General features: G+C 56.1%; 30 protein-coding genes. 13 read left to right on the top strand and 17 right to left on the bottom strand.

Annotated features, from left to right (window positions below; genetic code table 11):
* Positions 1-132 precede the first annotated feature (132 nt).
* Positions 133-1,917 (bottom strand): pyruvate/oxaloacetate carboxyltransferase, encoded by a 1,785-nt coding sequence (locus E3E36_RS01130; RefSeq protein ID WP_167893608.1) that lies wholly within the window; start codon positions 1,915-1,917, stop codon positions 133-135.
* A gap of 113 nt (positions 1,918-2,030) precedes the next feature.
* Positions 2,031-2,876 carry a class I fructose-bisphosphate aldolase gene (fba, locus tag E3E36_RS01125; protein WP_167894675.1) on the bottom strand — a complete coding sequence of 282 codons (846 nt, stop codon included), beginning with the start codon at positions 2,874-2,876 and terminating at the stop codon, positions 2,031-2,033.
* Between the two features lie 87 nt (positions 2,877-2,963).
* Here fba and E3E36_RS01120 point away from each other — a divergent pair, with 87 nt between their 5' ends.
* The 4 genes from E3E36_RS01120 to E3E36_RS01105 all read left to right on the top strand — a co-directional run bounded on the left by E3E36_RS01120 (position 2,964) and on the right by E3E36_RS01105 (position 7,363).
* Complete coding sequence (locus E3E36_RS01120; RefSeq protein ID WP_342764364.1) at positions 2,964-3,692, top strand: biotin--[acetyl-CoA-carboxylase] ligase; 729 nt, start codon at positions 2,964-2,966, stop codon at positions 3,690-3,692.
* A 103-nt stretch (positions 3,693-3,795) separates the two neighbouring features.
* On the top strand, positions 3,796-5,070 hold the full coding sequence (locus tag E3E36_RS01115) for a dicarboxylate/amino acid:cation symporter (RefSeq protein ID WP_167893607.1): 1,275 nt from the start codon (positions 3,796-3,798) through the stop codon (positions 5,068-5,070).
* Between the two features lie 115 nt (positions 5,071-5,185).
* Entirely contained in the window at positions 5,186-6,652 is a 1,467-nt protein-coding gene (locus tag E3E36_RS01110) for an exodeoxyribonuclease VII small subunit (RefSeq protein WP_167893606.1), read from the top strand.
* 69 nt (positions 6,653-6,721) lie between these two features.
* A complete protein-coding gene (locus E3E36_RS01105; protein WP_167894673.1) occupies positions 6,722-7,363 on the top strand; it encodes an alanyl-tRNA editing protein in 642 nt (213 codons plus the stop codon).
* Between the two features lie 5 nt (positions 7,364-7,368).
* Here E3E36_RS01105 and E3E36_RS01100 read toward each other — a convergent pair whose 3' ends face one another.
* Positions 7,369-8,559 (bottom strand): hypothetical protein, encoded by a 1,191-nt coding sequence (locus tag E3E36_RS01100; protein ID WP_167893605.1) that lies wholly within the window; start codon positions 8,557-8,559, stop codon positions 7,369-7,371.
* A gap of 112 nt (positions 8,560-8,671) precedes the next feature.
* Between E3E36_RS01100 and E3E36_RS01095 the strand changes: the two genes are divergently transcribed.
* Positions 8,672-9,448, top strand: coding sequence for an endonuclease/exonuclease/phosphatase family protein (locus E3E36_RS01095; protein ID WP_167893604.1), 777 nt, complete (start codon positions 8,672-8,674; stop codon positions 9,446-9,448).
* 9 nt (positions 9,449-9,457) lie between these two features.
* Here the strand turns inward: E3E36_RS01095 and E3E36_RS01090 are convergent, their stop codons facing one another.
* Genes E3E36_RS01090 through E3E36_RS01040 form a run of 11 tightly spaced genes read right to left on the bottom strand, consistent with a single transcriptional unit; the run spans position 9,458 to position 18,073 of the window.
* Positions 9,458-10,453 carry a TIGR01177 family methyltransferase gene (locus E3E36_RS01090; RefSeq protein ID WP_167893603.1) on the bottom strand — a complete coding sequence of 332 codons (996 nt, stop codon included), beginning with the start codon at positions 10,451-10,453 and terminating at the stop codon, positions 9,458-9,460.
* A 24-nt stretch (positions 10,454-10,477) separates the two neighbouring features.
* The gene (locus tag E3E36_RS01085) at positions 10,478-11,209 is read right to left on the bottom strand and encodes an HAD family hydrolase (protein WP_167893602.1); all 732 of its coding nucleotides are present in this window, start codon (positions 11,207-11,209) and stop codon (positions 10,478-10,480) included.
* Complete coding sequence (gene hisC / locus E3E36_RS01080) at positions 11,200-12,219, bottom strand: histidinol-phosphate transaminase (RefSeq protein ID WP_167893601.1); 1,020 nt, start codon at positions 12,217-12,219, stop codon at positions 11,200-11,202. The genes E3E36_RS01085 and hisC overlap by 10 nt, the downstream gene beginning before the upstream one ends.
* Entirely contained in the window at positions 12,216-12,845 is a 630-nt protein-coding gene (gene hisIE / locus E3E36_RS01075; protein WP_167893600.1) for a bifunctional phosphoribosyl-AMP cyclohydrolase/phosphoribosyl-ATP diphosphatase HisIE, read from the bottom strand. The genes hisC and hisIE overlap by 4 nt, the downstream gene beginning before the upstream one ends.
* A 9-nt stretch (positions 12,846-12,854) precedes the next feature.
* Positions 12,855-13,613: an imidazole glycerol phosphate synthase subunit HisF gene (gene hisF / locus E3E36_RS01070; protein WP_167893599.1), complete on the bottom strand. Its 759-nt coding sequence runs from the start codon at positions 13,611-13,613 to the stop codon at positions 12,855-12,857.
* Positions 13,595-14,293 (bottom strand): 1-(5-phosphoribosyl)-5-((5-phosphoribosylamino)methylideneamino)imidazole-4-carboxamide isomerase, encoded by a 699-nt coding sequence (hisA, locus tag E3E36_RS01065; protein ID WP_167893598.1) that lies wholly within the window; start codon positions 14,291-14,293, stop codon positions 13,595-13,597. Before hisA ends, hisF begins: the two co-directional genes overlap by 19 nt.
* 1 nt (position 14,294) lies before the next feature.
* Positions 14,295-14,882: an imidazole glycerol phosphate synthase subunit HisH gene (hisH, locus tag E3E36_RS01060; RefSeq protein WP_394353035.1), complete on the bottom strand. Its 588-nt coding sequence runs from the start codon at positions 14,880-14,882 to the stop codon at positions 14,295-14,297.
* A 2-nt stretch (positions 14,883-14,884) separates the two neighbouring features.
* On the bottom strand, positions 14,885-15,421 hold the full coding sequence (hisB, locus tag E3E36_RS01055; protein ID WP_167893596.1) for an imidazoleglycerol-phosphate dehydratase HisB: 537 nt from the start codon (positions 15,419-15,421) through the stop codon (positions 14,885-14,887).
* Positions 15,418-16,551, bottom strand: a complete 1,134-nt coding sequence (hisD, locus tag E3E36_RS01050; RefSeq protein ID WP_167893595.1) for a histidinol dehydrogenase — start codon at positions 16,549-16,551, stop codon at positions 15,418-15,420. Before hisD ends, hisB begins: the two co-directional genes overlap by 4 nt.
* The gene (gene hisG, locus E3E36_RS01045; protein ID WP_167894672.1) at positions 16,541-17,158 is read right to left on the bottom strand and encodes an ATP phosphoribosyltransferase; all 618 of its coding nucleotides are present in this window, start codon (positions 17,156-17,158) and stop codon (positions 16,541-16,543) included. The genes hisD and hisG overlap by 11 nt, the downstream gene beginning before the upstream one ends.
* Positions 17,159-17,182: 24 nt before the next feature.
* Positions 17,183-18,073, bottom strand: a complete 891-nt coding sequence (locus tag E3E36_RS01040; RefSeq protein WP_167893594.1) for an ATP phosphoribosyltransferase regulatory subunit — start codon at positions 18,071-18,073, stop codon at positions 17,183-17,185.
* Positions 18,074-18,455: 382 nt separating this feature from the next.
* Here E3E36_RS01040 and E3E36_RS01035 point away from each other — a divergent pair, with 382 nt between their 5' ends.
* The 6 genes from E3E36_RS01035 to E3E36_RS01010 all read left to right on the top strand — a co-directional run bounded on the left by E3E36_RS01035 (position 18,456) and on the right by E3E36_RS01010 (position 22,540).
* The gene (locus E3E36_RS01035) at positions 18,456-18,980 is read left to right on the top strand and encodes a ferritin family protein (RefSeq protein WP_167893593.1); all 525 of its coding nucleotides are present in this window, start codon (positions 18,456-18,458) and stop codon (positions 18,978-18,980) included.
* A gap of 157 nt (positions 18,981-19,137) precedes the next feature.
* Positions 19,138-19,548 (top strand): hypothetical protein, encoded by a 411-nt coding sequence (locus E3E36_RS01030; protein WP_167893592.1) that lies wholly within the window; start codon positions 19,138-19,140, stop codon positions 19,546-19,548.
* Positions 19,549-19,603: 55 nt separating this feature from the next.
* On the top strand, positions 19,604-20,674 hold the full coding sequence (locus tag E3E36_RS01025; protein ID WP_167893591.1) for a hypothetical protein: 1,071 nt from the start codon (positions 19,604-19,606) through the stop codon (positions 20,672-20,674).
* Positions 20,671-21,414 carry an ABC transporter permease gene (locus tag E3E36_RS01020; RefSeq protein WP_167893590.1) on the top strand — a complete coding sequence of 248 codons (744 nt, stop codon included), beginning with the start codon at positions 20,671-20,673 and terminating at the stop codon, positions 21,412-21,414. Before E3E36_RS01025 ends, E3E36_RS01020 begins: the two co-directional genes overlap by 4 nt.
* The gene (locus E3E36_RS01015; protein WP_167893589.1) at positions 21,411-21,848 is read left to right on the top strand and encodes a hypothetical protein; all 438 of its coding nucleotides are present in this window, start codon (positions 21,411-21,413) and stop codon (positions 21,846-21,848) included. The genes E3E36_RS01020 and E3E36_RS01015 overlap by 4 nt, the downstream gene beginning before the upstream one ends.
* Positions 21,845-22,540: an ABC transporter ATP-binding protein gene (locus tag E3E36_RS01010; protein WP_167893588.1), complete on the top strand. Its 696-nt coding sequence runs from the start codon at positions 21,845-21,847 to the stop codon at positions 22,538-22,540. Before E3E36_RS01015 ends, E3E36_RS01010 begins: the two co-directional genes overlap by 4 nt.
* 15 nt (positions 22,541-22,555) lie before the next feature.
* Here the strand turns inward: E3E36_RS01010 and E3E36_RS01005 are convergent, their stop codons facing one another.
* Positions 22,556-22,903 carry a hypothetical protein gene (locus E3E36_RS01005; RefSeq protein ID WP_167893587.1) on the bottom strand — a complete coding sequence of 116 codons (348 nt, stop codon included), beginning with the start codon at positions 22,901-22,903 and terminating at the stop codon, positions 22,556-22,558.
* A gap of 187 nt (positions 22,904-23,090) precedes the next feature.
* Complete coding sequence (locus tag E3E36_RS00995) at positions 23,091-23,618, bottom strand: GNAT family N-acetyltransferase (protein ID WP_167893586.1); 528 nt, start codon at positions 23,616-23,618, stop codon at positions 23,091-23,093.
* A 55-nt stretch (positions 23,619-23,673) separates the two neighbouring features.
* Between E3E36_RS00995 and E3E36_RS00990 the strand changes: the two genes are divergently transcribed.
* Positions 23,674-24,153 (top strand): ferritin family protein, encoded by a 480-nt coding sequence (locus E3E36_RS00990; RefSeq protein WP_167893585.1) that lies wholly within the window; start codon positions 23,674-23,676, stop codon positions 24,151-24,153.
* Here E3E36_RS00990 and E3E36_RS00985 read toward each other — a convergent pair.
* The gene (locus E3E36_RS00985; protein WP_167893584.1) at positions 24,150-24,527 is read right to left on the bottom strand and encodes a Fur family transcriptional regulator; all 378 of its coding nucleotides are present in this window, start codon (positions 24,525-24,527) and stop codon (positions 24,150-24,152) included. The genes E3E36_RS00990 and E3E36_RS00985 overlap by 4 nt on opposite strands.
* A gap of 103 nt (positions 24,528-24,630) precedes the next feature.
* Here E3E36_RS00985 and dps point away from each other — a divergent pair, with 103 nt between their 5' ends.
* Positions 24,631-25,182, top strand: coding sequence for a DNA protection during starvation protein (dps, locus tag E3E36_RS00980; protein ID WP_167894670.1), 552 nt, complete (start codon positions 24,631-24,633; stop codon positions 25,180-25,182).
* Positions 25,183-25,206: the final 24 nt, after the last annotated feature.

Below are 25,206 nucleotides of genomic sequence, written 5' to 3'. Positions count from 1 at the left end.
CATATAAATGCTTTTCGGCAAAAAACTGAATGTATTTCGTTTTTTAACTTAAAGTTGAAATGGAACCGTTCCGTGCAGAATCAAAACATATACACTTAACAAAATTATGAAAGGAGGCCGCAGGGGGCCGATTCATCCTAGCTCTATTAGTGTTTGTCCGGTGTCTACGGTGTCGCCTTCTTTGACTAGGATTTTCTTTACGACTCCGTCCTTTGGTGCTGGTATCTCGTTCTCCATTTTCATTGCTTCGAGGATTAGGAGTCCCTGTCCGGTTTTGACGTTCTCGCCTTCTTTGACGAGGATTTTGAGGATTTTGCCGGGCATTGGGGCTGTAACGGCCCCTTCTCCCGCCGGCGCAGGGGTTGCCGGCGCGGCCGGAGCCGGAGCTGGAGCAGGAACTGCAGGAGCACTTGGGGCAGAAACCTGAACCGGGGCGGTAGCTGCTGGGCCGGCGCCCGCTATCTGGGGCAGGTACTTCAGCGCACTCAGGTCAATGCCCTCTACACCGACCTCGAACTCTACGCCGTTAACGTAAAGCTTGAACTTCTGAACCGAGGGCGGCATCTTCGGGGCCTTCCTTCCGGCCTTTCTGGCCTCAAAGAACTCCTTTGCGATCTGCGGGAAGAGGCAGTAGGTGAGGACGTCCTCTTCCTTCTCAAGGTAGCCGAGCCCCTCAAGCTCCCGCCTGCACCGCTCAAGCGCCGGTTCAAGAAGTTCCCCTGGCCTCACCGTTATCGGCTCCTCGTCCCCGAGAACCTTCCTCTTCAGCTCCGGGTTTATCTCCGCGGGCGGCCTTCCGTAGAGCCCCCTGATGTAGTTCTTGACCTCCTCGGTTATCCTCTCGTACCTCCCAAAGAGGACGTTGAGCACCGCCTGTGTACCGACTATCTGGCTCGTTGGGGTGACGAGCGGCGGCCAGCCGAGATCTTCCCTGACGCGCGGTATCTCTTCAAGTATCTCGTCGAGCCTGTCCAGGGCCCTCATCTCCTTGAGCTGGCTGATCATGTTCGAGAACATTCCCCCTGGAACCTGGTATTTGAGGATGTATGGGTTCACCATCAGAGCCTCTTTGTGGAGCATGCCCGAATACTTCTCGTCCAGGAGCCTCTTCAGGTAGCGCGATACCTCGTGGACGAGCTCCCTGTCCAGGCGGGGGCTTTTGTCCCCTGGAAGCGCGTGCCATACCGTCTGTATCCCCGGCTGTGCCGTCCCGAAGGCGAGAGGGCTTATCGCAGTGTCTATGTAGTCGGCCCCGGCTTCAACGGCCTTGAGGTACGTCGCAACAGCCATGCCCGTTGCCGAATGGGTGTGGACGTTTACGGGCACGCCGTAGGTCTCCTTTATGTCCCTCACGAGGTTGTACGCCTCCTCCGGGGTCAGGAGCGCCGCCATGTCCTTGATGGTTATCACGTCAACGTCGAGTGCCAGAAGCTCCTCGACCTTCCCCATGTAGTACTCCCTGGTGAAGATCCTGCCGGTGGTGTAGACTATCGAGCCCTGAACCTCGGCGCCGACTTCCTTGGCCTTCCTTATGGCCACCTCCATGTTCCTGACGTCGTTCAAAGCGTCGAAGACGCGGAAGATGTCTATCCCGTTCCTGTGGGCGAGCTCGACGAACTTTTCAACCACGTCGTCGGGGTAGTGCCTGTATCCGACGACGTTCTGGCCCCTCAGCAGCATCTGGAGCTTTGTTTTCCTTATATGCTCCTTCAAAAGCTTGAGCCTCTCCCAGGGGTCTTCCCTGAGGTAGCGGATGCAGACGTCGAAGGTTGCCCCTCCCCAGACCTCCATCGAGTAGAACCCGATCCTGTCCATCTTTTCCGCTATCGCCAGCATGTCCTCTGTCGTCAGCCGGGTCGCTATGAGAGACTGGTGGGCGTCCCTAAAGGTTGTGTCTATTATTTCCACCATGGCCATCACCCGGTTCCCTGTGCGCCACTACGTTTATGCCCACTAAAGGCCGCTAAACCTTAAAAAAGTTCCGACGTGAGGGGAAGAATAGTTCGTCAATAGACGAAAAAGGATAGACTTCAGAGGAGGCCCTCCGCCCTCGCCGCCTCTTCGGGGTCTTCGTTCCTGTGCACGACCTTTATGAGGGCGCGTATGAACGGCTCCGGATTCTCGCGCTGGAAGATGTTCCTGCCGACGACGGCTCCAGCGCCGCCTGCCTCGATGACCTCCCAGACGAGTTTCAGGAAATCAACGGGGTTCTCGGTCTTGGCACCGCCGCTCAGGAGAACAGGGACTCCAGCTGCGGCTTCAACCACCTTCGCAAAGGTCTCCCTTGAGCCGGTCCAGTAGGTCTTTATCATGTCTGCGCCGCTCTCGACTGCTGCCCTGGCCCCGTACATAACCACGCGGTAGTCCTCCTTTTTGCCGTAGCGCTCGTTGATGTACGGGCCCCTCGGGTAGGCGAACTGGACGACCGGGAAGCCGAGGTCGTGGGCGTAGCTCGCTATCTCCGCGAACTGGCGCATCATCGCGTCTTCCTGCGGTGAGCCCCAGTAAACCGTTGCGGCTATGGCATCCGCACCGAGCTTCACAGCGTCCTCAACAAAGCCCAGCTGGCTCTGGAGGAGCTGGTCGTCCTTCGGCCTAAGTTCGGTCTTGCTGGTGAGCTTTATCATGAGCCCCACGTTAGGCTTGAGCTCGTCGCCGGCCACCCTGGCCAGGCCGGGGAGCATCATAACGCCATCCACACCGGCCCTGATGACCTTCCTGAGGATTATCCTCGGGTTGACGTGCTCCCAGTGCTCCTCGAAGTCGGTCGGGCCGTGCTCGAAGCCGTGATCCATGGCGAAGATAAGCGCCCTCCCGTCCCTGCGGAAGAACCTCCCAATCCTGCGCTTAATGCCAACGTTCTGGTACGCGTCCATACTAATCACCGAGAGTGATATATTCCTTTGAAGATTTAAGGTTTTTGGGCGGAAGGCCCTTTAAGGTTGGGTCTGAAAACCTTTGGGGTGGTGAATGTGGGCGATGGTGCCTGGGACGTGAGGTGGAAGATAATCCGGCTTGACGAGGTTGACTCGACCAACGAGTACGCCAGGCGAATAGCCCCGGATTCCCCGGAGGGGACGGTGGTGGTTGCGAGGCGCCAGACTGCTGGGAGGGGCAGGAAAGGCCGGCGGTGGGCCTCTCCTGAGGGCGGCCTGTGGGTGAGCGTCATCCTCAAACCTCCGAAGGTTGATCCAAGGCTGGTCTTCGTCGGTGCACTGGCCACCGTTGATACCCTTGCGGACTTCGGCATAGCGTCGGGGATCAAGTGGCCGAACGACGTGTGGGTGAACGGAAAAAAGATAGCCGGTGTTCTGACGGAGGGCAAAGCCGGGGAATACGCTGTCCTCGGGATAGGTCTCAACGTCAACAATCCCGTGCCGGAGGAGCTCCGCGACAGCGCGGTTTCGATGATCCAGCTTACTGGAAGCGAGCTGCCCCTTGAGAAAGTCCTTGAACGGCTCCTCTTCCGGCTCGGCGGCTGGTACAGAGTCTTTCTCGCCAGGCCCGACCTTCTGATGGCCAAGGTTCGCGAGAGGACGTTCATACTTGGCATGGTGGTTAAAGTTACAGAGGACAGTGCCACTGTAACGGGGCGTGCGCTGGACATCCTTGATGACGGCTCCCTTCTCCTGGACGTTGACGGACATCTAAAAAGGGTCATGTATGGTGATGTTTCATTAAGGTTTGTCTAACGTATCTGTCAATATGACATAAAATTTCCCGGAAGATTAATATATCATCAGCGAACTAACCAGTCTGCCGGTATATTCAGCGGCTTAATGGGGGGTGTCCTTGATGGCAAAGGGACTGCTGAAAACGTACCTGGAGATACCTGTTCTTCAAAAGATTCTCGCCGGCTTGATTCTCGGTGTTGTTGCCGGTGTGCTCGTGCCCGACTACGCGGCGACCCTTAAACCGCTGGGCGACCTGTTCATCAGGCTGCTCAAGATGCTCGTGATGCCCATCATACTGTTCTCGCTGGTCGTCGGTGCCGCCAGCATCAACCCGGCGAGGCTCGGAAGGGTCGGGGTCAAAATCATAGTGTACTACCTCTTCACGTCGGCCTTCGCGGTCTTCTTCGGCCTGCTGATGGGCAACATCTTCAAGCCGGGGGCCAACATAGACCTCGGGACCGGCGCAGGAAAGGCCATACAGGCCGAGGCACCTTCGCTGGTTCAGACGCTGCTCAACATAGTTCCCACCAATCCCTTCGCGGCCCTCTCCGGCGGCCAGGTGCTCCCGACGATATTCTTCGCCATAGTCTTTGGAATAGCCATAAGCTACCTCATGAACAGTGAGGACGAGAGGCTGAGAACTGCGTCGGAGACGCTCTACCGGGTCTTTGACGCCTCCGCAGAGGCAATGTACAAGATAGTCGCCGGCGTCATGCAGTACGCCCCGATAGGTGTCTTCGCGCTTATCTACTACGTCATAGGCAAGTTCGGGCCCAACGTTGCCGGGCCTCTCGTCAAGGTTGTGGTTGCCGTCTATCTCGGCCTGATCCTCCAGATAGTGTTTGTCTATGGCGTTCTCCTCAGGGTCTTCGGCATTGACCTCATCAAGTTCCTCAAGAAGGCCAAGGACGCCATGATAACGGCCTTCGTCACGAGGAGCTCCAGCGGAACCCTGCCGGTCACCATGCGCGTCGCCGAGGAGGAGATGGGTGTTGACAGGGGAATATTCTCCTTCACACTGCCCCTCGGTGCGACGATAAACATGGACGGCACGGCGCTCTATCAGGGAGTTACGGTGCTCTTCGTGGCCTATGCCATAGGCCAGCACCTCACCCTCGGCCAGCAGCTGGTGGTCATACTCACCGCGGTGCTGGCCTCGATAGGAACCGCCGGCGTGCCCGGTGCCGGGGCCATAATGCTTGCCATGGTGCTCCAGAGCGTCGGCCTCAATCTGGCTGAAGGGACTCCGGTTGCCCTAGCCTACGCCATGATACTCGGCATTGACGCCATCCTCGACATGGGCAGGACGATGGTCAACGTTACCGGCGACCTGGCGGGAACGACGATAGTGGCGAAGACCGAGGGTGAGCTCGACCTCTCCAAGTGGAAGGAGTGACCGAGTCTTTTCTTCCCGTTTTTCCATTTCCCCCCAGTTCTCCCCGTGTCTGGGATAAAGTTAAATACTCCGGTGCGGCGCTAATTACCAGCACATGGAACGGAGGTAGTGTGTAATGAGGAAGCCACTTGCAGTGTTCTTGGCGGTTGTTCTGCTGGTGCCTCTCATCGGATCGGGCTTCGGACTCTCGCAGGACTTCAAACCAAAAACCTACAGTCAGGAGTTCGTTTTTACGATAGAGATAATGCCCAACGGGGACGCCAGCATTACTATGAAGACCGTCCTCCTCGGGCCCAAGGACGAGATACAGAAGCAGATAGACATGATCCTTAACGAGACCCGGAACGGCAACATGACCGTGGAGGAGGCAATAGCCAGATTCGAAAAGGAACAGCTCAGGAGGTACATTGAGAGCCTCACCCAGTCGGGGATGAACCTGACGAACGAGAGCATAAAGGCCTACGGCATCCAGGAGGGCAACAACATCACGGTCGTCTTCAGTGCGGTTGCGATAAACTTTGCCAAGTACTACTCCTACAGCGACTACTGGGAGGTTCAGGTGGACCCCACAAGGGGCTACGCCAACCTCAACATACCGGACACGGGGCTTCCGTTCGCGGTTGACATAAACAACACGTTCATCATAAAGCTCCCCGAGAACTCCACCCTGATATCTTACCCCAGGCCTTTCATCAAGCAGTACAACGCCAGCAGGTTTTCCGTCAGCTCCGAGGTAGAGGGGGGCACCGTGGTTGTGAAGTCCAGCATATACCTTGAGCCCTTCCTTCCGCCGGAGGGATACAAGGAGCTCTTCGGGGACTACAAGGACTACTACATCCGCTATAAGGCCCCATACAAGGGCGAGGAGCACTACCAGAGCAGCGTAATGAACGAGTATGTCACGCTGGACATCTACGCCAATGGCAGCGTGAGGCTCCACATGAGGGACGAGTACATAGAACCCAAGGAGGAAGTCAGGGCCAGGAAGGCCGAGATAATATCCTACGGGGTTCAGAACGTCACGGAGTTCATCCTCAGGACGTACTCCCTCGCACTGGGCTATCAGGGTGTCCTCGTGGACGACGGGAAGGTCAAAATCCTCGGCCTCAACGAGACCGACGCGCCGCTGGTGATCGACGCGGAGTACATTCTGCGGAACTTCACCCGCTACGAGAATGGCTCCTACGTATACCAGTTCGACCCGACCCTCGGCATAACCAACGGGCTCACCGACAGGGTGGAGTACGAGGTCAACCACACGCTCTACCTTACGCTGAACTTTCCGGAGGGTGCCGAGATACTGGAGGTGCCGGACAACATAACGGCTGAACTTAAGGGGAACCGGCTGACGGTCAGGGTCTTCCGCGAGCGGAACTCCGTGAGGGTGGTCTCGAACGTCTTCATACGCTACGGTGCCACCGTCGAGGACGTTAACGCCCTGCTGTCGAACTACACCTCAGCGACCGTTAGGTACACCCTCCCTGCTGAAAGGGGCGGCCTGAGCGAGACCCAGCAGGCCATAGCGGTGGCCGTTGCCCTAATACTCCTCGTGGGTGCCGTGGCGTTCTGGAAGCGGCGCTGAGCTCTTCCATCTTCTACCTTTTCGATACCCATTTAAATGGTGCCTGCCAACTCTTCTGAGGTGGTGCCCATGACGCGCAAGCTCTACTACGAGGACGCCTACATGAAGGAAGCCCGTGCTAAGGTTCTGGAAATCAGGGACAACGCCCTCCTTCTCGACGGGACGGTTTTCTACCCGACCGGCGGCGGCCAGCCCCACGACAGGGGGACGATAAACGGTGTTGAAGTCCTCGACGTCTACAAGGACGAGGAAGGAAACGTCTGGCATGCAGTTGCCGAGCCCGAGAAGTTCAAGCCCGGCGATGAGATCGAGCTCAAGCTCGACTGGGACTACAGGTATAAGCTCATGAGGATCCACACGGCAATGCACCTCATGGAGCACGTCCTCAACGTTGTTCTGCCCGGTGAGTGGCAGCTCTACGGTAGCGGTATGAGCGTCGAAAAGGGCCGCTACGACATCCTCTACCCCGAGAACGTCAATCAGTACAAGGAGAAAATCATCGAGACCTTTAACCGGCTCGTTGACGAGGGCGGCGAGATGAAAATCTGGTGGGAAGGGGAAACCCGCTACACCCAGATAAGGGACTTCGAGGTCATCCCCTGCGGCGGGACGCACGTGAGGGACATAAAGGAGATAGGCCACCTGAAAAAGTTCAAGCGCTCCAGCCTCGGAAAAGGAAAGCAGAGGCTGGAGATATGGCTGGAAGACTGAACCCATTAGACCTTTTTCCTTATTATCGCGTAGAGCAGGGTTGCAGTTGCCAGTAGCGGGATGAGTACGGCGGCGACGGCTTTCCAGCCTCTCCCATCCTTGTATTCCACCATGCCCTCCAGGTAAACATCCCCACCGTAGCGTCTCTCCCTTGGAAGGTCGAGGAAGCTGAAGGGCTCGATCCCCTCGGTGTCAAGCTCGACCTTCAGGAGTGTCCTGTCCCACTGTCCGACGTAAATCCACCCGTCCTGGAACAAGATCTCAAAGCGGGACGGCCCGGGCAGCATCTTCTCGCCGGAGCAGCTTTTTCCGCCGGACCCCTCGATGCAGAGCACTCCGTCCTGGACGTAAACCCTGTGCTCTTCGCCCCGGTCCGTCCGGAACCTAAAGAGCGTGAAGTTCTCGCCCGTCCAGAGCCCCTCGCAGGTTATCCTCACATACCTCCTCAGTGAGGAAACCCACAGTGTGTAGCCGTCTTCAAAGTTCGCCAGATACCCGTGCTCCCTGTAGGGGACGAGGGCGTAGCCGTAAACTTTAGTGATGAACCCTGCCCTTGGGCCCTTTAAGGTCAGCCTCAGCTCCCTCGGCCGGAAACCGCTCAGGTCGTACCACCAGACGTTCTCGGCGATCCTCTCGGGCCCGCTTTCTATTTGTGTGAGCCCAATGTCAAGCTCAGAATCCATCGTCAGGTCCGGGACGTATGTCCCGTTGAAGTATATGTAATCCGTTTCCAGGTACACGGCCAGAACGGGCCAGGGGCTTTCGAGGACGTAGGTGTCGTTCGTCACGTTTACAAAGGGCATCCTTACGATGCGGTACCGCCATTCTGACGTGAAGAACCTGTCTCCATAGAAATCCGGACCGTAGTCCGCGCGGACGCTGATGTTAAGCGGGCATTCGGCCTGGAAGCTGATGGAGGCGTTTCCCTTTATGTCCAGGTGGATATCCGGATAGGGCCATTCTGACAGCCTCAGTGTCCCGCTCCTGCCGGCCAGGAACGCAAAGGCCCTGCTCCCGGACTCCCATTCGACGACACCAAAAACCCAGCCTCCGCAGGTCGAGTTGTACTCTATGGTGATGTCATCGATGGTGTGGTACTCCTTCGCGGGGACCTTGATGGTGGTGTCCCATGCGGAGATGGGACTCAGCGCTGTCATGAAGAGACCCACGATTAAAATTGCGTACAACCTCCTCATGTTCTCCTTTTGATCGATAAGGATAAAAATCTTTTTTGGAAGTAATAATGGCATGGGTGATATTGAGTATACTGATCGACACCAATCAAAAGCACTCCCCGGAGCGATGGAAATGAGACGTGAGGGAAACAACGGGAACAGCGGGAGTTTGATTACGACCTGCACCTTCAATCTCCACGGGAAGGGGAAAAACGACAGGGTGAGACTGCCCAGGATAGCGGAGAGGCTCTCGAAGCTGAGGCCCGACATCTGCGCTCTGCAGGAGGTGGTAGTTGATGGTGACAAGAGCACCGCTGAGAGACTCGCGGAGATGCTGGGGGAGCTGACGGGCGAGAACTACAGAGTACACTTCATCGAGTCGCACCTGTTCTATGAAAGATATCCCGAGGGAGTAGCAGTCCTCTCAAAGTATCCCTTTAAAGTGGTCGGGAGTATAGGCCTCAATGACCTCGGCGGTCTATCGCCACTCCTTCCGCGCCACGCGGCCGTTTCTGGAGTGAAAATCCATGGAAGAAGGATACTCTTCGTTTCTGTTCACCTCGACCACCACAAGAACTCGATGGTGAGGAAAGCCCAGGTGGAGAGGCTCCTGAACGAGATTGAGCGACTTTACGACAGTGAGTATCATGCCGTGGTTCTGGCGGGAGATTTCAACGACACTGAGGACTCTCTTGCTCTGAAGCTCTTGAAAGAGAGGGGCTTCATCGATGCCTATCGTGCCTGCAACGACGACCCCGGCTACACTTTCCCTGTGCACAGGCCGGGTGTGAGGATAGACTACATCCTGGTGAAGGGCAACGTTGAGGTCGTTTCCTCGGGGAGAATGATGGAGGAAAAGAGTCTGAGCGACCATTTTGGGGTTTATGCTGTCCTTAAGATGAGAAAGTGAGTTCTGCGGTCACTTCTCAAAAACGTAGAAATGCCTGTCGAGGCTCTTGTGCACGCGCTGGTAGTACTTTCCAACGGGCTTAAAGCCGACCTTCTCGGCCTCAGCCTCTCCATCAAAGCTCGTCGGGAAGGCTATCGCCAGCCTTCCGCCCTCCTCAAGAACCTCGTAGATGCTCTCCAGCACCCTCCTGTACAGCTCCTCCCTCCTCCTTCCTGCGAGGGTCGCCGAGGTGCCGTAGGGCGGGTCTGTGGCCACAGCCTCGAACTTCTTCCCCGGAAACAGCTCTTCCAGCTTCGTTGCGTCGCCGAGTTTGAGCTCGTAGTCCCTTATCCCGTAGTGCCTGAGGTTCATCTCAGCCCCTTCGACCATCTCCGGCTTTATATCGGCCCCGTAGACCTTCAGGCCAAGCAGTCCGGCCTCCATGAGGATCCCGCCGGCGCCCATCATGGGGTCGAGGAGCTCTCTCCTAGCCTTTGTGAGGTTCACCAGCGCACGGGAAACCCTCGGGTGGAGGGAAATCGGCCTGAAAAACGGCCTGTGGTGGGCTTTCCTGCTCTCAAAGTCCTTCGGGTCGAAGAAGCGGAGCCTTATCCCTGCGTAGAGCCTCTCGCCGCAGTAAACCCGGACGAGTGTGTCCGGCCTTGAGAGGTTCACCCTGAATCCCTGGGCGTGTATGACTGCCCCCAGCTTCCTTGGGAGATCTAGAACATTGTGCCTGCAGTTGGCCATCGTCTCCGTGTCAACTTTAAAGGTCCCCTCAATCGGCCACTTGACTTCCTTGGCTTTCTTCAGCAGCTCATCAACTGAGTCCGCCTCGATGATGAGTTCCCCGTACTCATGGGCCAAGCCGAGCCTGTTGAGGTAGGGAAAGGCTTTTTCATCGGCGTCTATTTTGAGGAAGAGGTAATCCTGGCCGGCTATCCTTCCGCCGGCCAGTTCCAGCATGGCCTTTACCTCGTCCCTTGCCATCTCCGGCAGATTTCCGAGTATCTCAAGGTAGAGCATGGTTGGAGCTTTTCGGAGGGGTTTTTAAGTTTGTTCCCCTCCCAGCAGTTCCTCCAAGAACTGGTTGACGTCCTTTACGTCCCGCCCCACCATGACGAAGTCAAATTCTTTTCCGTATCGCTTCCGGTAGTTCTCCACGAAGAGTCCGTCGTTGATTGTATCGCCGATGTAAACCCCCGGCTCGCCCCTCACGAGCTCCCACAGCGCCCTCGGGTCGGGCTTCATGTAAAGCTCCCTCGTAACGGCGTTTTCAAATTTGAACCCTATTATCCTCTCCGCCAGCTCCATCTCAAGGTCGCTCCTCCCAGTCACCACCCCCAGCTTGAAGCGCCCGGATGCTCTCTCCAGGAGTTCCCTCCTGACGATTGGCCTCTCCCTCCTCCACAGCCCGGGGAAATCGAAGAGCCTCTCCGGGTACTCCCCTCCGAGGTAGAACGTGTTGAAGACCCTCTCGATGCTCCCCCCGAAGACCTGGAAGCCGAACTTCTCGCGAACCCACTCTATGGTTCCACCTTCTGGAAACTCTTCGATGAGCTCCTCTGCCTTTCCGGAGAGGGCGAAGAGTATCAGCGCCTCGCTGACCTTGAAATCGTCGCCGAAGGAGCCCTTTCTCCTGAGCTCCCTGACCCACTCCGGCCTTATCTCCCTCTCAACCCCGAAGAGCCCCAGGAAGTACTCCACGGTGAGCTTCACGGCCACGTCGTAGCTGTCACTCACGTCTATGAGCACGCCGTCAACGTCGAATACTATCCACATCCTTCCACCTCCAAGTATTCCCTGAGGGCCTCCACCAGCTCCCTGTTCTCCCACTTCCTCCCGACGGTGACCCGTATGTGGCCATCGAGCCTTCCTGAGAGCTTTCTGACCACTATGCCCTTCTCCAGAAGGAACTCGTACGCGTTCAGCCTCATCAGGAGGAAGTTCGCGTCGCTTGGGTAGGTGAACTCCCGGAAGACTCTCCTTATCCTCTCCCGCTCCTCGATTATCTCCGCCACGCGCCTCTCCACGAGGTCGTAGTGCCTGAGAACGACCTTTACCGCCGCCATCGTCATGATTCCAACGCTGAAGGGGGACTTTATGTGGTAGAGGGCGTCAACGATTTCCCCATCCGCGAGGAGGTAGCCCGCCCTGACCCCGGCCAAGCTGAAGGCCTTGGAGAAAGTCCTCAGCACGATGAGGTTTGGGTACTCCTCGATAAGCCTCCAGAGGCTCTTTCCTGCGAATTCAGCGTAGGCCTCGTCGAGAACCACGGCCGTTCCCGTATCGAGAACCTTGATTATTTCCTCCTCTGGCTGGAGGTTTCCGGTCGGGTTGTTGGGCGAGGCGATAAAGACGGCCCTCGCGTTTTTGGCCTTGTCGGCTATGGCATCTCCGTCTATCGTGAAGTCCTCCCTCAGGGGCACCTCAACTATCGGAATTCCCTCCAGCTTCGCGTAGAAGGAGTACATGCCGAAGGTGGGTGGGGTTACGACCACATACTTTCCTTCAAATAGCCGAACGAGGTAGCCTATCAGCTCGTCCCCGCCGTTTCCGACGGCTATATTTTCCGGGGAAACGTCGTAGAAGTCGGCTATAGCCTCCCTCGCCGGCATTGAGACTATATCCGGGTAGCGGTTGAAGCTCAGCCCCCTCAGCTCCTCGAATATCTCCTCCTTCACCCGGTCGGGCAGGTCGTAGGGGCTCTCGTTCTTGTCCAGCCGTATCCTGTAGTCCCCCTCGACCACCCTGTACGATGGAAACTCAAGCACCTCACCCTTTATCCTCATCCCCTCCGCCTCCTCAGCTCGGCCATTACCTCGCCGAGGGAAACGTCGTTGTAGGTGAGAAGGACGAGCAGGTGGTAGAGCATGTCTGCGGTTTCGTATATCAGGCCTTCCCGCGTCTCTGCAACGAGAACCTCGACCGCTTCTTCTCCGAACTTCTTGTATATCCTCTCCCTGCCCTCCTGGAACAGCCTTGAGGTGTAGGAGCCTTCCACGGGCTCTTCTTTCCTTTTCCGTATAAGTTCCTCAAGTTCCCGCAGTATGGTCAGCGAGTAGTCCATCGGCAGAACCCTCTCCGGCTCGCCGAGCTTTCTGTAAAAGCAGGAGTAGTTCCCCGTGTGGCATGCTGCGCCCTTCTGCTCGACGATGAGGAGCAGAGCGTCGCCGTCGCAGTCTATCTTGATCTCCCTCACCCTCTGGACGTTGCCGCTCACCTCGCCCTTCATCCTGACCCTTTTCTGGGAGCGGGAATAGTAGTGGGCGTAGCCGGTCTCAAGAGTCCTTTTGAGGGCTTCCCGGTTCATGTATGCCAGGGTAAGCACCTCTCCCTCCGTGTCCTGAACCACAACTGGGACAATGCCATTGTTCTTCTCCCAGTCAACCTTCTCGATGAGTTCCTCCACGCTCATTCTACCACCTCAGTAGTCGAGTCTGACCGGAATTCCCCTCTCGGCCAAATACTCCTTCAGCTCCCCGACCGTGTACTCACCGTAATGGAAGATTGAAGCCGCCAGTGCCGCCTCGGCTCTGGCTTTGAAAGCCTCATAGAAGTGCTCCGGTTTCCCCGCTCCTCCGGAGGCTATGACCGGAATGTCCACCGCCTCCGCGACGGCCCTCGTCAGGGGTACGTCGAAGCCTTCCTTCGTCCCGTCGGTGTCCATGCTCGTGAGGAGTATCTCGCCGGCACCGAGCTTTTCCACCTCTCTGGCCCACTGGACGGCGTCAATTCCCCTCGGTTTTCTGCCGCCGTGGGTGTAGACCTCCCAGAAGGAGCCGTTCCATTTGGCATCTATCGCAACTACGAGGTTGGCAGTTCCGACAACCCTCGCTATTTCCTCCACGAGCTCGGGCCTCTCAACGGCGGCCGTGTTGATGAAGACCTTGTCGGCGCCGCGTTTGATTATCTCCCTCGCCTCACCGACTGTCCTTATCCCGCCCCCCACGGTGAAGGGGACGTATATCTCCTCCGCTATCCTCTCGACCAGCTCAAGGAGTATGCCCCTCCCCTCGTATGACGCGGTTATGTCCAGAAAGACTATCTCGTCTACCCCCTCGCTCTCGTAGCGCTTCGCCAGTTCGATGGGGTCACCGGCGTCGCGTATGTCCCGGAATCTTATCCCCTTGACGACCCGGCCGGCTTTTATGTCCAGCGCCGCGATTATCCTCTTGGCAAGCATTCTGCCACCTCCATGAGCTCTTCAAGGGTCACAAGACCCTCGTAGAGGGCTTTTCCAACTATGGCTCCCGAGAAGCCTATTTCGGCGAGCTTTCCCAGGTCATCGACGCTCGAAACTCCCCCGGCGTAGATGAACTCCTCGCTTTCCCAAAACCTCTCGATTTCCTCTATGCCGGTCAGCGTTCCGTCCCTTTCCACGGAGGTGTAAACGAACCTGTTCACGTAGTCCCTCAGCAGTTCATAGGCCTCCCTTACTTCCATCCCGCTCTCTACCCAGCCTTTCACGGCAACCCTTCCACCCTTCGAGTCAAGACTCACCGTTATCCCGTCGAAATCAGCGGTAACCCTCTCAAGGAAGTCTAAGTCGAATGCCTTCGTGCCGATTATCACGTTCTCGACGCCGATTTCGTAGGCTCTGGCTATAGCCTCGTATGTCCTGAAGCCCCCGCCGAGCTGAACCCTCAGGCCGGTCTCCTCAATGATCCTCCTGACCACGTCGAGATTCCTCGGAAAGCCCTCAAAGGCACCGTCTAAATCAACGATGTGGATTTTGTCCACCAGCCCGGCGAAGCGCTCCGCTATCTCCAGCGGCTCGCCGTAGACTTTAACGTCCTCTCTCCTCCCCTTGTAGAGCCTCACGGCCTTTCCGTTCATGAGGTCTATGGCCGGATAAACCTCCATCTTAAAGCCCCCTGAAGTTCTTCATAACCCTTAATCCGTTCCTCCCGCTCTTCTCGGGATGGAACTGGACGGCGTAGACGTTCTCCCTGCAGACGGCCGAGGTAAAGAGTACCCTTCTCCCCTTCGACTCGTAGTCGGTAACACCTGCAACGATATCCTCTTCCGGAACCGCGTAGTAGGAGTGGACGAAGTAGAAGTATGCCCCATCGCGGATCCCCTCGAAGAGCGGGCATTCCTTTTTCTTCCACAGCTGGTTCCAGCCGATGTGCGGGGTTCTGACTCCCTGAAACCTGACCACCTCTCCCTTGAAAACCCCAAGGCCGGGCTTTCCGGGGCTCTCCTCGCTCCCCTCAAAGAGGAGCTGGAGGCCGAGGCATATCCCGAGGAAGGGCTTTCCATCGTTTATTGCGTCGAGTATAACGCCCCTCAGAGGTTCAAGCCTCTCCATGACCGCCCCGAAGTTGCCGACCCCGGGGAGGACGAGCTTCTCAGCCCTCTCAATCTCGTAGGGATCGCTTGTGATGACTCCCCCGAGGGCTTTTCTCACGTTGGCGAGGTTGCCTACCCCCAAATCAACTATCGCTATCACCCTCACACCTCCAGCAGGCCCTTCGTGCTCTCCAGCTTTCCGCTCTCCTGAATTGCCCTCCCGAGAGCCACACCGAGGCCTTTAAATGCCGCCTCGATGACGTGGTGCACGTTGACCCCGCTCAGCGTTTTCACGTGGATGGTCGCCTTCAGCGAGCGCGCCAGCCCCCAGAGGAACTCCCTGACGAGGGAAGCCTCAAAACCCTCCTCACTTTCCTCGAAGGAAAGCTCAACGCTCGCGTAGGGTCTCCCCGAGATGTCAACAGCGACCAGCACCAGAGCATCGTCCATGGGCATCACGGCGTCTCCGAAGCGGGCGAACTTCTCTGGGAGCTTAGAGCGGAGCTCCTCGCCTAGGGTTATGGCAACGTCCTCCCACAGGTGGTGCCTGAGGTCGTAGGTGGCTCTGACCTTCGCCTCCCGCCCCATGTAGAAAAAGAGGGCGGTGAGGAGGTGGTCAAGGACTCTATCACCTGTCCTTATCTCCCCCGCCACGTCGAGCTCCACCGTTACGTCGGTTTCCCTCGTGGTTCGCCTCATTTCCTCACCTCCATGCTCCTCCTGTGGGCTTCCATACCCTCTATCTCGGCCAGGCGGATGCCGAGCTCCCTCTCAGCCAGGAACTCCTCCCTGCTCACCTGGGCGACGCTTATCGGCTTCATGAAGTCCCTCACCGTCAGGACACCGCTGAACTTCGCCGCCCCACCCGTCGGGAGGACGTGGTTGACGCCGAGGAAGTAGTCGGCAGCTGGAACAGGCGTGTACGGGCCGAGGTAAATTGCGCCGGCGTTCTCGATGAGGTCAACGAGCTCCATCGGCCTCTCGGTGATTATTTCAAGGTGCTCGGGCGCTATCTCGTTGGCCTTCTCGGCGCACTCCTCAAGGGTCTCGCAGAGGACGACCTCTATTCCCTCGCGCGAGCAGTATTCGGCCAGCTCCCTTGAAGTGGTGAGGAGCCAGGCCTTGCTGTCCTTCCCGTGCTCAAGCTGGCTGAGGAGGTCCGCTAAGACGTACTCCTTCTCAGCGGTTTCGTCCGCTATCACCGCTATCTCCGACGGCCCGGCCAGGCTGTCTATGCCGACAACACCAAAGACCTGCCTCTTGGCCTCGTTGACGAACCTGTTGCCGGGGCCGAATATCTTGTCAACTTTCTTCATGCCGACCCCGTAGGCCATGGCTCCTATCGCCTGAACGCCGCCGAGCTTGTAGACCTCATCGATTCCGAGCAGGTCGGCGACGTAGAGCACGTAGGGGTTTACCTTCCCGTCCTTGGGGGGCGTGGTCACGGCTATCTCCTTAACGCCCGCTATCTTCGCCGGAACGCCGACCATCATGAGGGTTGACGGGAGCGGCTTTCCTCCGGGGACGTAGATGCCTATCCTCCTTATCGGGCGGTATATTAGGCCGTAGAGGGAGCCGTTTTTGAGGAACAGCCTCTCCCTCTCCATCTGTCTCTCGTGGTACTCCCACAGGCGCTCTATTGTGCGGAGGATTATTTCTCTGTCTCTTTGTGGGATGCTCTGCACGGCCTCGTTAAACTCCTCTCTACTGACCCTGAAAGGCCCGTCGTAGCCGTCAAACCTCCTCGAGTACTCCCTGACCGCCTCAATCCCCCTCTCACGGATATCCTTCAACATTCCAGCGACGTAGCTCTCAAGCTCAAAATCCATCCTTAATCACCTCCTTTATCGCGAAGACGAGTTCGTTTATCTCCTCAAACTTCGTTTTCTGGGCTATCCTGTTGACGAGGAGCAGGGCGGAGACGTCCATTATCTTCGCCACCTCGACGAGGCCGTTCGCCCTGAGGGTCGTCCCTGTCTCGACGATGTCCACGATGGCGTCGGCTATCCCTATCCTCGGCGCCAGCTCGATGCTTCCGCTGAGCTTCAGGACTTCGATCTCGACGTCGAGGTTTTCGAAGAAGCGCCTTGTTATGCGGGGGTACTTCGTCGCTATCCTGTAGCCGTCCATCTCCTCGGGCTCAGCCTTCGTCCCCTCGGGCATGGCCAGGCTGAGCCTGCACTTCCCGAAGGGCAGTTCGAGGGGTATGAGGACGTCGCTCCCGCGCTCCTCAACCACGTCGCTCCCGGTGATGCCGACGTCGATCCCGTACTCGACGTAGACCGGGACGTCGAACGGCCTCGCGAGGAGAACCTCGTAGTTGCCCACCCTTTCGATGAGCCTCCGCTCGGCCGGGACTCTCAGCTCGATTCCTGCCCTCCTTAGGACTTCCAGTGAGCCCTGGAGGAGCCTCCCCTTGGGGAGGACGAACCTTATCGGTGCCCCGTTGGAACGCTTCATTCACTCCACCTCCACCGGGATGCCCATCCTCACAAGCCTCTTGGCCTCTCCAAAGACCTCCCTTGGCTCTCCGCTCAGCTTCTTCCTGTTCCTGTCCCCTTTCTTCCTGAAGAGCTTCGAAAGAGCCCCCATATCGAAGGCAAAGCCGAAGGCGGGCCTTCCCTTGAACGTGTACTCACCACCACCGCCGAGGGGTTTCCCAAGCTCGGGTGAATAGACCTCGAAGAGTATGTCACGGTAGTATGGGAGAGGCCTGACGGTGCCAAAGTCTATGAACAGCCGCTCGTCGTTAACCGCCTCGACTATTCTGTCGAGCTTTTGGTAGCCGCTCTCCTTTCCCCAGAAGTTGAAAAGCCTCCAGAGCTCCTCCTTTTTCTCTTCGCTTATCGGGAGGCGCTCGATTATCTCGAAGTTCCTCCTAACGAGCGCCCTGTAAACCTCGCCCCTGAACTCCTTGATATCCTCGGTGGCCCTCTCCCAGACCTTCAGGCTTCCGATGTCTATGTAGAACTCCTCTATCCCGAGGGCCTCGAGGGCGGTTATGACCGTGAGGAGCACTTCCGCGGCCATTTTCGTAACGTCACCGCCGATGTACTCCACTCCGGCCTGCCATTGTCCTCTGATTCCCCCGTCAAGAACCTCGCTGATGTAGTAGAGCTTGAGCTTCTCAGGTGGCTCTTTGATGTTTTCCAGTATCTGCGACGTTATATCTGGTTTTATAACGTAGAACTCGTTGTTGTACGCGAATTTAGTTCCCTTCCTTAGGTTGTCGCTGTACTCCTCAATAGCCGGGAGGAAGACCTCGCGGTAGCCCCACAGCTCGAAGGTTCTCCTCAGATACTTTCCAATCTCCGATAGCTTCTCGGATTCAACGAGCAAACTCTTCCTCACACTAACCCCTCCTGAGTTTTATTCACAAGATCAACGGTGTTAGAACTATCCGGGTCTAACGAAGTTCCAGAAGAGTCAATGATGGCAGTAAATCACCAGAAGGGCCGGTACGCTAAGGCACCTCGTTTTTGGCTCCTTGGAATATGTTCCAACCGCTGCCTTTTTCCGGAACATCTTCTTTCCCTCCATTGGTGCCCCCCATAGGTTGAAGGGGTTTAAAATATTATCCCTCGATTTGTTGTCGTTTAATCAATCTCCCAGGTGATAACTGTCATTATGTCAGAGGTTGAGGGGTAGCGGACGTTTCCACCTGAAAGACTTCGCTTGATATTATCCAAAAGGTTAATATCTTCCGGCGCTTATAATGTAGTGGTGATTCTTGATGGAGATAACGGACAAGGAAGTTTTTGAGATTGCCGTAAACGCGGAAATTAGGGCCAAGGAGGCCTATGAGAAGCTGGCTTCGCTCGTCAAGAGCGACATAATAAGGGACGAGCTGCTCTTTCTGGCAAAGGAGGAGGACAAGCACCGCGAGATAATCGGAAAAATGGCCGAGAAGTTCGTGGGCGGTAGAACTGAGGCCAAGAAAATCGAGATTGACGTGATGGGAGAGTTCAAGGTTATCGCCGAGAAGATGGCTGAGGTCATAAAGAAGCCCGATGTGAACATCGATGTGGTCTATGAGATAGCCATGCAGGCAGAAGTTGTCAGCGAGAAGCTTTACAAGGAACTCGCCGACTATGCCGCCACCGAAAAGACAAAGCTCATTCTTGAGATGCTCGCTGACATGGAGCACAACCACTACAACATCCTCCGCAAGCAGTACGACTACATAACCCGCTATCCTGACATATACAAGGAGGAGTTCTACGACCAGCTGATGAGGGACATAAACTTCAACTTCTGATGGCCTTCTTACCTTCCTTTGTATTTTGGGTTATCCCGATTTCGAAGTGTTCATTGTTGTTCTTATAAGTTGTTTGCTGAGAACTTCAGAACACCGAAAGACTAATAAATGACCCCAACGTAACATTAAGTGCAAAACCCCGTTGGGCGGGGGGGCGATGCTAAGGAAGGCATTGGCCGTATTCCTCGTGGGTGTTTTAGTTTTTGTAGCAACGGCCGTGGTAGCGACTAATGTTGCCCCGGAGCCGCAGATTACGTCAGACCCTCTGGTAAGGGACTCTGACACCTATGTCCAGAACGAAGGGCAATTGTATGCGTGGATCAGTGGATATGCCAGCCAAACGACTAGGGGTCTCCTTTATAACGTCTATGGAGGAGCATCCTCCTCTGGAGCTTGTGATATGTGGGCATACTCGTTTGATCCTAGCACAGTTGCCACAACACACCAAGCTTGGTGGTCTGCCAGCATTATAGCTACAGGTTGGTGTCCATTTGGTCCACATACACTTTACGCAGAAATTACATGGGTTCCAGGATTTGCTCCAACAGTGTCATCGGACGAAGAATGATTGCTACCCATTTTTAATTTCTTGGAATTAGAACACTGTAGAGGGGGGTATTGTAATGGTGAATTATACTCGGCTAATAAAAATTGCCGTGGTTGTCTTCTTGATTCTATGGTTATCACAGGCCTCGGCGACCCCATACTGGTTCAAGGAAGGGATTTATGCAAAATATATCTCAAAAGAACCAGAAGGGATGGATTTGATAAAAATTAAGATTTCAGACCGTGAGGCAATTGTCTTTTACTGTCACCAAATTGAGTTCACGTGGCGCGTCCTCAGGGTCACCGACGATAAGGCACAGATGGGGGTTCTGCTTCAAGGATTCAGCTGCACAAGGAAAAAGTGGGATGTTTTGGATGAAGACATCGCCAGGGAGTTGCTCCAAGGGTACCAAGAGAGATACAACTTCACCGGCGGGGGGTGCATAACGGTGGAGTCTGAAACAATAAACGTCACGGTATGTGAAGACAGCTACATGGAGCAGACGGAGCGTTATAGGGCCGCTTTGGGAATAGCGGAAGGAAGAGGCCACTTATTCAATGAGTCATACATACCTGAAAACTTTACTCGGAGCGGAACCTTTGAGCTCGACCTGAAGACGGGCGATATCTATGTCAACGGGAGTCCCGTGGGAAAGAACTTCCTCTGGGCCGAAAACCCGGCCAACATGACCGGGCTTGAGATACTTTCAGGTCTGAAAATTGAAGATGTTCGGGAAATAAATTCCACTATACTCACATATTATGGCGACTTCAACGCTCCGATCTATATGGCTCAAACTAATATGATAAGTGTTAGTGATATTGGGCTCTCCGGAAAGGATCTTTTCTTCTATGATGGACCAAGCGGCCTTGCAATATCACTTCTCATGCCCTTCAGTCCACTGTGGGAGATTATGGGAGTGTCTGGGACATCTATAGCAGATACATACCTTCAAATGAAATACAGAGATGAAATCCAGAAGAGCAACAAGATGCCGCCCTTTGGCCTCGTCTTAGCCGAGACCAACATAGACTTCACAAAGCCCGCGGAGCTTCCCGAGGAGGGCCCCTCGAAAACTGCCGTCTTGGCCCTCGTGGGTGTCACTGTAGTTTTAGTCGCGCTCTTCATCTGGAGGTGGAGGCGTTGAAGGAAGTCCTCCGCTGGGAGCTCCGCTCCCCCCTAAACCTTGCCATGACCTCGGGGGGTGCGGTTCTGATAGGGCTGGTCATGAAGCGGTACTACATGACCTGGAGTGAAAGCTCCCACGGGGGGCCGTCCGGGGTTGAGATACTGGGTTCTGTTTTTCGCGACGCATTCACCGGTGACGTTTACCTCCTCCTGGCCCTCCTCGTGCCCTTCCTCGTTACGCTGGCGGTGAGGCTCGAAAGGGACGAGGGTGTGGCCCTCTCCGTCTACTCCCTTCCGGTTTCGAGGGTTAGAATCCTCCTCGCCAAGTTCCTGGCGGCTTTCCTGGTGCTCTTCATCTTCGTCTTCTCTGTGCATTTGCTACTCTTCTCCCTCCACTTCGCGGACACTTCCAAAGCCGTCATCGAAGTGCTGAAGGTTCAGACAGTTCCAATGGCTTTCTTCTACCTCTCGGCCCTTCTCTTCATGGTCTCGGTCGCGGCAGTGGTTGCCATAGCCTCACCCAACACCTACGTTTCAATCTTCGGCGGCTTCGTGCTCCTCTACCTCCCCGAATTCCTGGGCGCCGAATGGTTCTGGCTCCTGAAGTGGAGGGATACACTGGGTAACTACAAGTGGGTCACGATATCCCTGAGCATGGATCCAGTCTTTGGCTGGGAGTTCATCAAAACATCGCTCCTTCCAGCGCTGGTTCTCGTGGCTCTCTATCTGCTCATCGGCAACTGGAGGGACGTGAGATGAGGCTTTTAAGGGCCCTCCTCCTCACCCTCATGCTCGTCTCACTCCTGAGCCTGGGCCTGCAGTCGGGCCTGGAGCCGAGCGATGTCCACTACCACACCGCTTTCGTGTCCAACAGGGAGGCGACGGCGGTCTACGTCTCCTCAACGTCCTCGGCAAAGCTCTACGCCGTTGGCATTGGGGAATTCAGGGTGAAGGACCTCCAGACTAGTGAGGTGATATTCTCCGGAGAGGTTAACGGCAGCGGGGCGTTCTCCATATTGTTCCCCCACCCCGGCTTCTACGAGTTCAGCGGGAACTCCAGCCAGGGTATTACGATAACGATAACGCCCGTTGACGTCGGCTTTCCTGGGGGGCAGAAGACGGCACACCTGTGGGCGGCCGCGCTCTTCGGCGGGTTGCTGGCCATAACGCTCCTCGGGGGTGGCAGGAGATGACCGTAATTCAAGCGGAAAACCTGCACAAGTACTTCGGCCCGATAAAGGCCCTCCAGGGGGTAACCGTTGAAATTCCGGAGGGCTTAACGCTCATTCTCGGCCCGAACGGAGGGGGAAAGAGCACGTTCATGAAGGTCGCCCTTGGACTCTACAGGCCGACGAAGGGGAGCGTGAGGCTCCTGGGAAAAGACCCTTGGAGACGTCCTGAGGCCAGGAAAAGCGTTGGCGTCGCCTTCGACCCCGGAAGATTCCCCAAGCTGACGACCGGCAGGGAGTGGCTGGAGTTCATAGCGCGGGGCCGGGGAGCCAGGGAGGAAGACGTTGAGAAAGCCGCCGGGCTGTTCGGCATCGAGGACGCCCTTGACAGGAGGATAGAGGGCTACTCCTCGGGGATGCTGAAGCGTCTGAGCCTGGCCCAGGCCTTCGTGGGTGAGCCGGGGGTGATTTTCCTCGACGAGCCGCTGGCCAACGTGGACTTCGAGAGCGTGGGAGAGATAGTCGGCATCATCGGGAAGTGGAAGGGTAAGGGGAAGAGCTTCGTGATTATAAGCCACATATGGGAGCCCTTCGAGAACCTGGCGGACTACGGCGTGGTCATCAGCGGTGGAAAGGTCTATCTGGCGGGCCCGTTTGCCGACATCAGGGACGAGGTGGAGGCCATGTTCAGGCCGCCCTCGGTTGCCGGTGAGTAAATCCTCGAATTCTTTTTATCCTCCAAACTCTCCGTTCACCGCTATCCAGCCCACGTAGATTAGAAACGCCAGCACAGAATACTCTATAAGAGCCGCGAGCCTTTGATGGCCAGTCTTCTCCACCTTCTTTGCCAGCACCTCCGTTCCGGCGTAGGTGTGGAGGACGAGGAGGAAGACGAAGCCCAGCTTGACGAGCCTGCTGAGGTGGATTGGCTGGGAGCGTGAAAAGGTCAGAAGCCCGAGGGAGACGTTTCTGGCTGCCTCACTCGTCAGCCCGTAGCCGCTGATGACGAGCAGCCAGGCTAAGAGGAGCAGGGGCAGAGACGTCCATTCGACAAACCTCAGGGCGGTTTTTGCCTTCATGTCCTCACCTGCCCGGGGAAGAGTCGTCCGTGATGTAGGCATCGTCCGGATACCTGGCGCTCTCCCGGGTGCCCTTGAAGTCGTAGCTTACGAGCTCGACCTTTGTCAGGTACTTTATCCACTTGTATCCCCACCTGCCGGGGACGACTATCTGGGGAGTTATGGGCTCGCCGTTGAACTCATCTGGTCACCCCTTTTTCAGCACCACGAACTCCCTGTAGTCCATTACCTTGACGAAGCCCTTTTTTATATAATATGAATAAGCCTCAAGCTCCGGGAAGGTTATCACGTAGGGCACCTTGTCGAGCTCCTTCAAGCGTTCAATCGCAAACTCCAGTAACATCGAGCCGTAGCCTCTCCCCTTGTATGCGGGATCAACCATGAAGAACTCAATAAGTCCGGTTTTCTCCCCCTTTATCTCCTCCGGCACCCACCAGACGTCCTTGCCTCCGAGGTTGTAAACGAGTGCCACCGTCCCGGCTATCTTCCCACCCTCGTCCCTTAGAACATACAACTCGTCAAATTCCTTTCCGAGGCGGAACTCAAGGAACGGTTCGTAAACTTCTCTGAATCCATCGAAGTCATCAAGGGCTGGCTTGTTCTCCACCCACTCCAGTGCAGGGTAAGCTCCGCCGGTTCCCTGGTAAACGCGGAAGACGAATCCCACGAGCTCGTCTTTCAGTTCCAGGGGTTTTTCTACCCTTTCAATCCTCATCCCACATCACCAAAGGGTTATTAGGCAGTGAACCCTAAAGCCTTTTGGTGATACCATGAACGAACTTGAGGCACTCACCCTGGCCCTTGAGGTAGAAAAGGCCGAGCTGATGTTCTACCTGAGGCTCGCCAGGAAGGCCAAAGAGGAGAGGGCCAAGAAGATGTTCCTATTTCTCGCCAGGGAGGAGGCGGAACACTGGAGCATCTTCGAGAAAAAATTCGTGGAGTTGCTGGTTGAGCGGTGTGAGCTCCCCGCGGTGGATAAGGATACCTTGGAAAAGCTCCTCGTTAGAGTCGAGGAAGGAGACCTGAGCGAAGTGGATGCGGTCAGAATAGGCATGGAGCAGGAGAAGCTGACCTGGGAGTTCTACGAGAGGGCGGCAAAAGAGGCGGAACACGACTCTGTGAGAGGGGTTTTTGAAGAGCTGGCAAAGGTGGAAAAGGCTCACTATGAACTACTCAAAGCTCAATACGACTCGGTGATGAAGACCGGCATCTGGATGGACTACCAGGATTTCAGCCTTGAGGTGGACTAGTCGAGGATAATGTTGACGAGTTTGACTTTTCTGCCGGTTTTCTTCCTTATCCTTTCGATTATCTCCGTATCGTTGAAGTCTATGACCTCTCCCCCGCTTATCAGGTTGATGTGGGGTTCCGTGTTGAGCTCCACCCTCGTCTCCCCGTCCAGGGAGAAAAGTTCGAGCAGGCCGAGCTCTTTCAGCGTTAGAGCGTTGGAGTAGAGGGTGGAGAAGCTCATGGTGGGGAACTCGGCTTTGATCTCCACGAGGACATCCTTGAGTGATGGATGTTCGCTCCCGATTCTATCGAGTATCTCCACCAGCTTAAGCCTCTGAGGGGTGAGTTTGTAGCCGCTCTCTTTGAGCCGTTTAAGGGCCTTTTCTTTCCACATGGTTTAAGGTATGCCGGCGAGCTTATAAGCCTTTCTAATTAGAACTAACTTCTAAATAGAAAAGTTTATTAGGTAGAAATGCCAACAGTTTTTGGTGAAAACTATGTCTGAACACAACCGAAGGCTTGTTGAGAAAGCCGGAATAGACGTGGAAAAACTCCTCGGCATGCTCCTGAGAGCTGCCGCCGCGGAGTTCACCACGTACTATTACTACACGGTACTGAGGAACCATGCCGCCGGCATGGAGGGCGAAACGATAAAGGAGATAATCGAGGACGCCCGCCTTGAGGACAGGAACCATTTTGAGGCCCTGGTGCCGAGGATATACGAGCTCGGCGGGGAGCTGCCGAGGGACATCGTTGACTTCTCCAAGATGGCCTGGTGCCGCGACGCCTACCTGCCGGAGGAGCCGACCGTTGAAAACATCCTCAAGGTTCTCCTAGAGGCGGAGCGCTGTGCAGTGGGAGTTTACACCGAGATATGCAACTACACCTTCGGAAAGGATCCGAGGACGTACGACTTAGCTTTAGCCATACTCCACGAGGAGATAGAGCACGAAGCCTGGTTCGAGGAGCTCCTCACCGGCAAACCAAGCGGCCACTTCAGGAGAACCAAACCGGGAGAGAGCCCCTTCGTCTCGAAGTTCCTGAGGTAAGGTTATTAGGCAGGCACGCGAAAT

It is taken from the genome of Thermococcus sp. M36, assembly GCF_012027355.1.
Classification (GTDB): Archaea; Methanobacteriota_B; Thermococci; order Thermococcales; family Thermococcaceae; genus Thermococcus.
The sequence above is the reverse complement of the archived record's forward strand: the minus strand, read 5'-3'. Positions and strand labels throughout refer to the sequence as shown.

Coding starts and splice junctions, on each gene's coding strand:
- E3E36_RS01025 (WP_167893591.1), top strand. CDS start 19,604: ATGGTGAATTATACTCGGCTAATAAAAATTGCCGTGGTTGTCTTCTTG.
- E3E36_RS01095 (WP_167893604.1), top strand. CDS start 8,672: ATGAGACGTGAGGGAAACAACGGGAACAGCGGGAGTTTGATTACGACC.
- E3E36_RS01115 (WP_167893607.1), top strand. CDS start 3,796: ATGGCAAAGGGACTGCTGAAAACGTACCTGGAGATACCTGTTCTTCAA.
- E3E36_RS01130 (WP_167893608.1), bottom strand. CDS start 1,917: ATGGCCATGGTGGAAATAATAGACACAACCTTTAGGGACGCCCACCAG.
- E3E36_RS01105 (WP_167894673.1), top strand. CDS start 6,722: ATGACGCGCAAGCTCTACTACGAGGACGCCTACATGAAGGAAGCCCGT.
- E3E36_RS00985 (WP_167893584.1), bottom strand. CDS start 24,527: ATGTGGAAAGAAAAGGCCCTTAAACGGCTCAAAGAGAGCGGCTACAAA.
- hisB (WP_167893596.1), bottom strand. CDS start 15,421: ATGAGGCGAACCACGAGGGAAACCGACGTAACGGTGGAGCTCGACGTG.
- hisF (WP_167893599.1), bottom strand. CDS start 13,613: ATGCTTGCCAAGAGGATAATCGCGGCGCTGGACATAAAAGCCGGCCGG.
- hisA (WP_167893598.1), bottom strand. CDS start 14,293: ATGGAGGTTTATCCGGCCATAGACCTCATGAACGGAAAGGCCGTGAGG.
- hisC (WP_167893601.1), bottom strand. CDS start 12,219: ATGAGGATAAAGGGTGAGGTGCTTGAGTTTCCATCGTACAGGGTGGTC.
- E3E36_RS01010 (WP_167893588.1), top strand. CDS start 21,845: ATGACCGTAATTCAAGCGGAAAACCTGCACAAGTACTTCGGCCCGATA.
- E3E36_RS01085 (WP_167893602.1), bottom strand. CDS start 11,209: ATGTGGATAGTATTCGACGTTGACGGCGTGCTCATAGACGTGAGTGAC.
- E3E36_RS01090 (WP_167893603.1), bottom strand. CDS start 10,453: ATGCTCTACCTTGAGATACTCGGAAATCTGCCGGAGATGGCAAGGGAC.
- E3E36_RS01030 (WP_167893592.1), top strand. CDS start 19,138: ATGCTAAGGAAGGCATTGGCCGTATTCCTCGTGGGTGTTTTAGTTTTT.
- E3E36_RS00990 (WP_167893585.1), top strand. CDS start 23,674: ATGAACGAACTTGAGGCACTCACCCTGGCCCTTGAGGTAGAAAAGGCC.
- fba (WP_167894675.1), bottom strand. CDS start 2,876: ATGGACGCGTACCAGAACGTTGGCATTAAGCGCAGGATTGGGAGGTTC.
- E3E36_RS01110 (WP_167893606.1), top strand. CDS start 5,186: ATGAGGAAGCCACTTGCAGTGTTCTTGGCGGTTGTTCTGCTGGTGCCT.
- E3E36_RS00995 (WP_167893586.1), bottom strand. CDS start 23,618: ATGAGGATTGAAAGGGTAGAAAAACCCCTGGAACTGAAAGACGAGCTC.
- E3E36_RS01015 (WP_167893589.1), top strand. CDS start 21,411: ATGAGGCTTTTAAGGGCCCTCCTCCTCACCCTCATGCTCGTCTCACTC.
- hisD (WP_167893595.1), bottom strand. CDS start 16,551: ATGGATTTTGAGCTTGAGAGCTACGTCGCTGGAATGTTGAAGGATATC.
- hisIE (WP_167893600.1), bottom strand. CDS start 12,845: ATGAGCGTGGAGGAACTCATCGAGAAGGTTGACTGGGAGAAGAACAAT.
- E3E36_RS01100 (WP_167893605.1), bottom strand. CDS start 8,559: ATGAGGAGGTTGTACGCAATTTTAATCGTGGGTCTCTTCATGACAGCG.
- E3E36_RS01005 (WP_167893587.1), bottom strand. CDS start 22,903: ATGAAGGCAAAAACCGCCCTGAGGTTTGTCGAATGGACGTCTCTGCCC.
- dps (WP_167894670.1), top strand. CDS start 24,631: ATGTCTGAACACAACCGAAGGCTTGTTGAGAAAGCCGGAATAGACGTG.
- E3E36_RS01035 (WP_167893593.1), top strand. CDS start 18,456: ATGGAGATAACGGACAAGGAAGTTTTTGAGATTGCCGTAAACGCGGAA.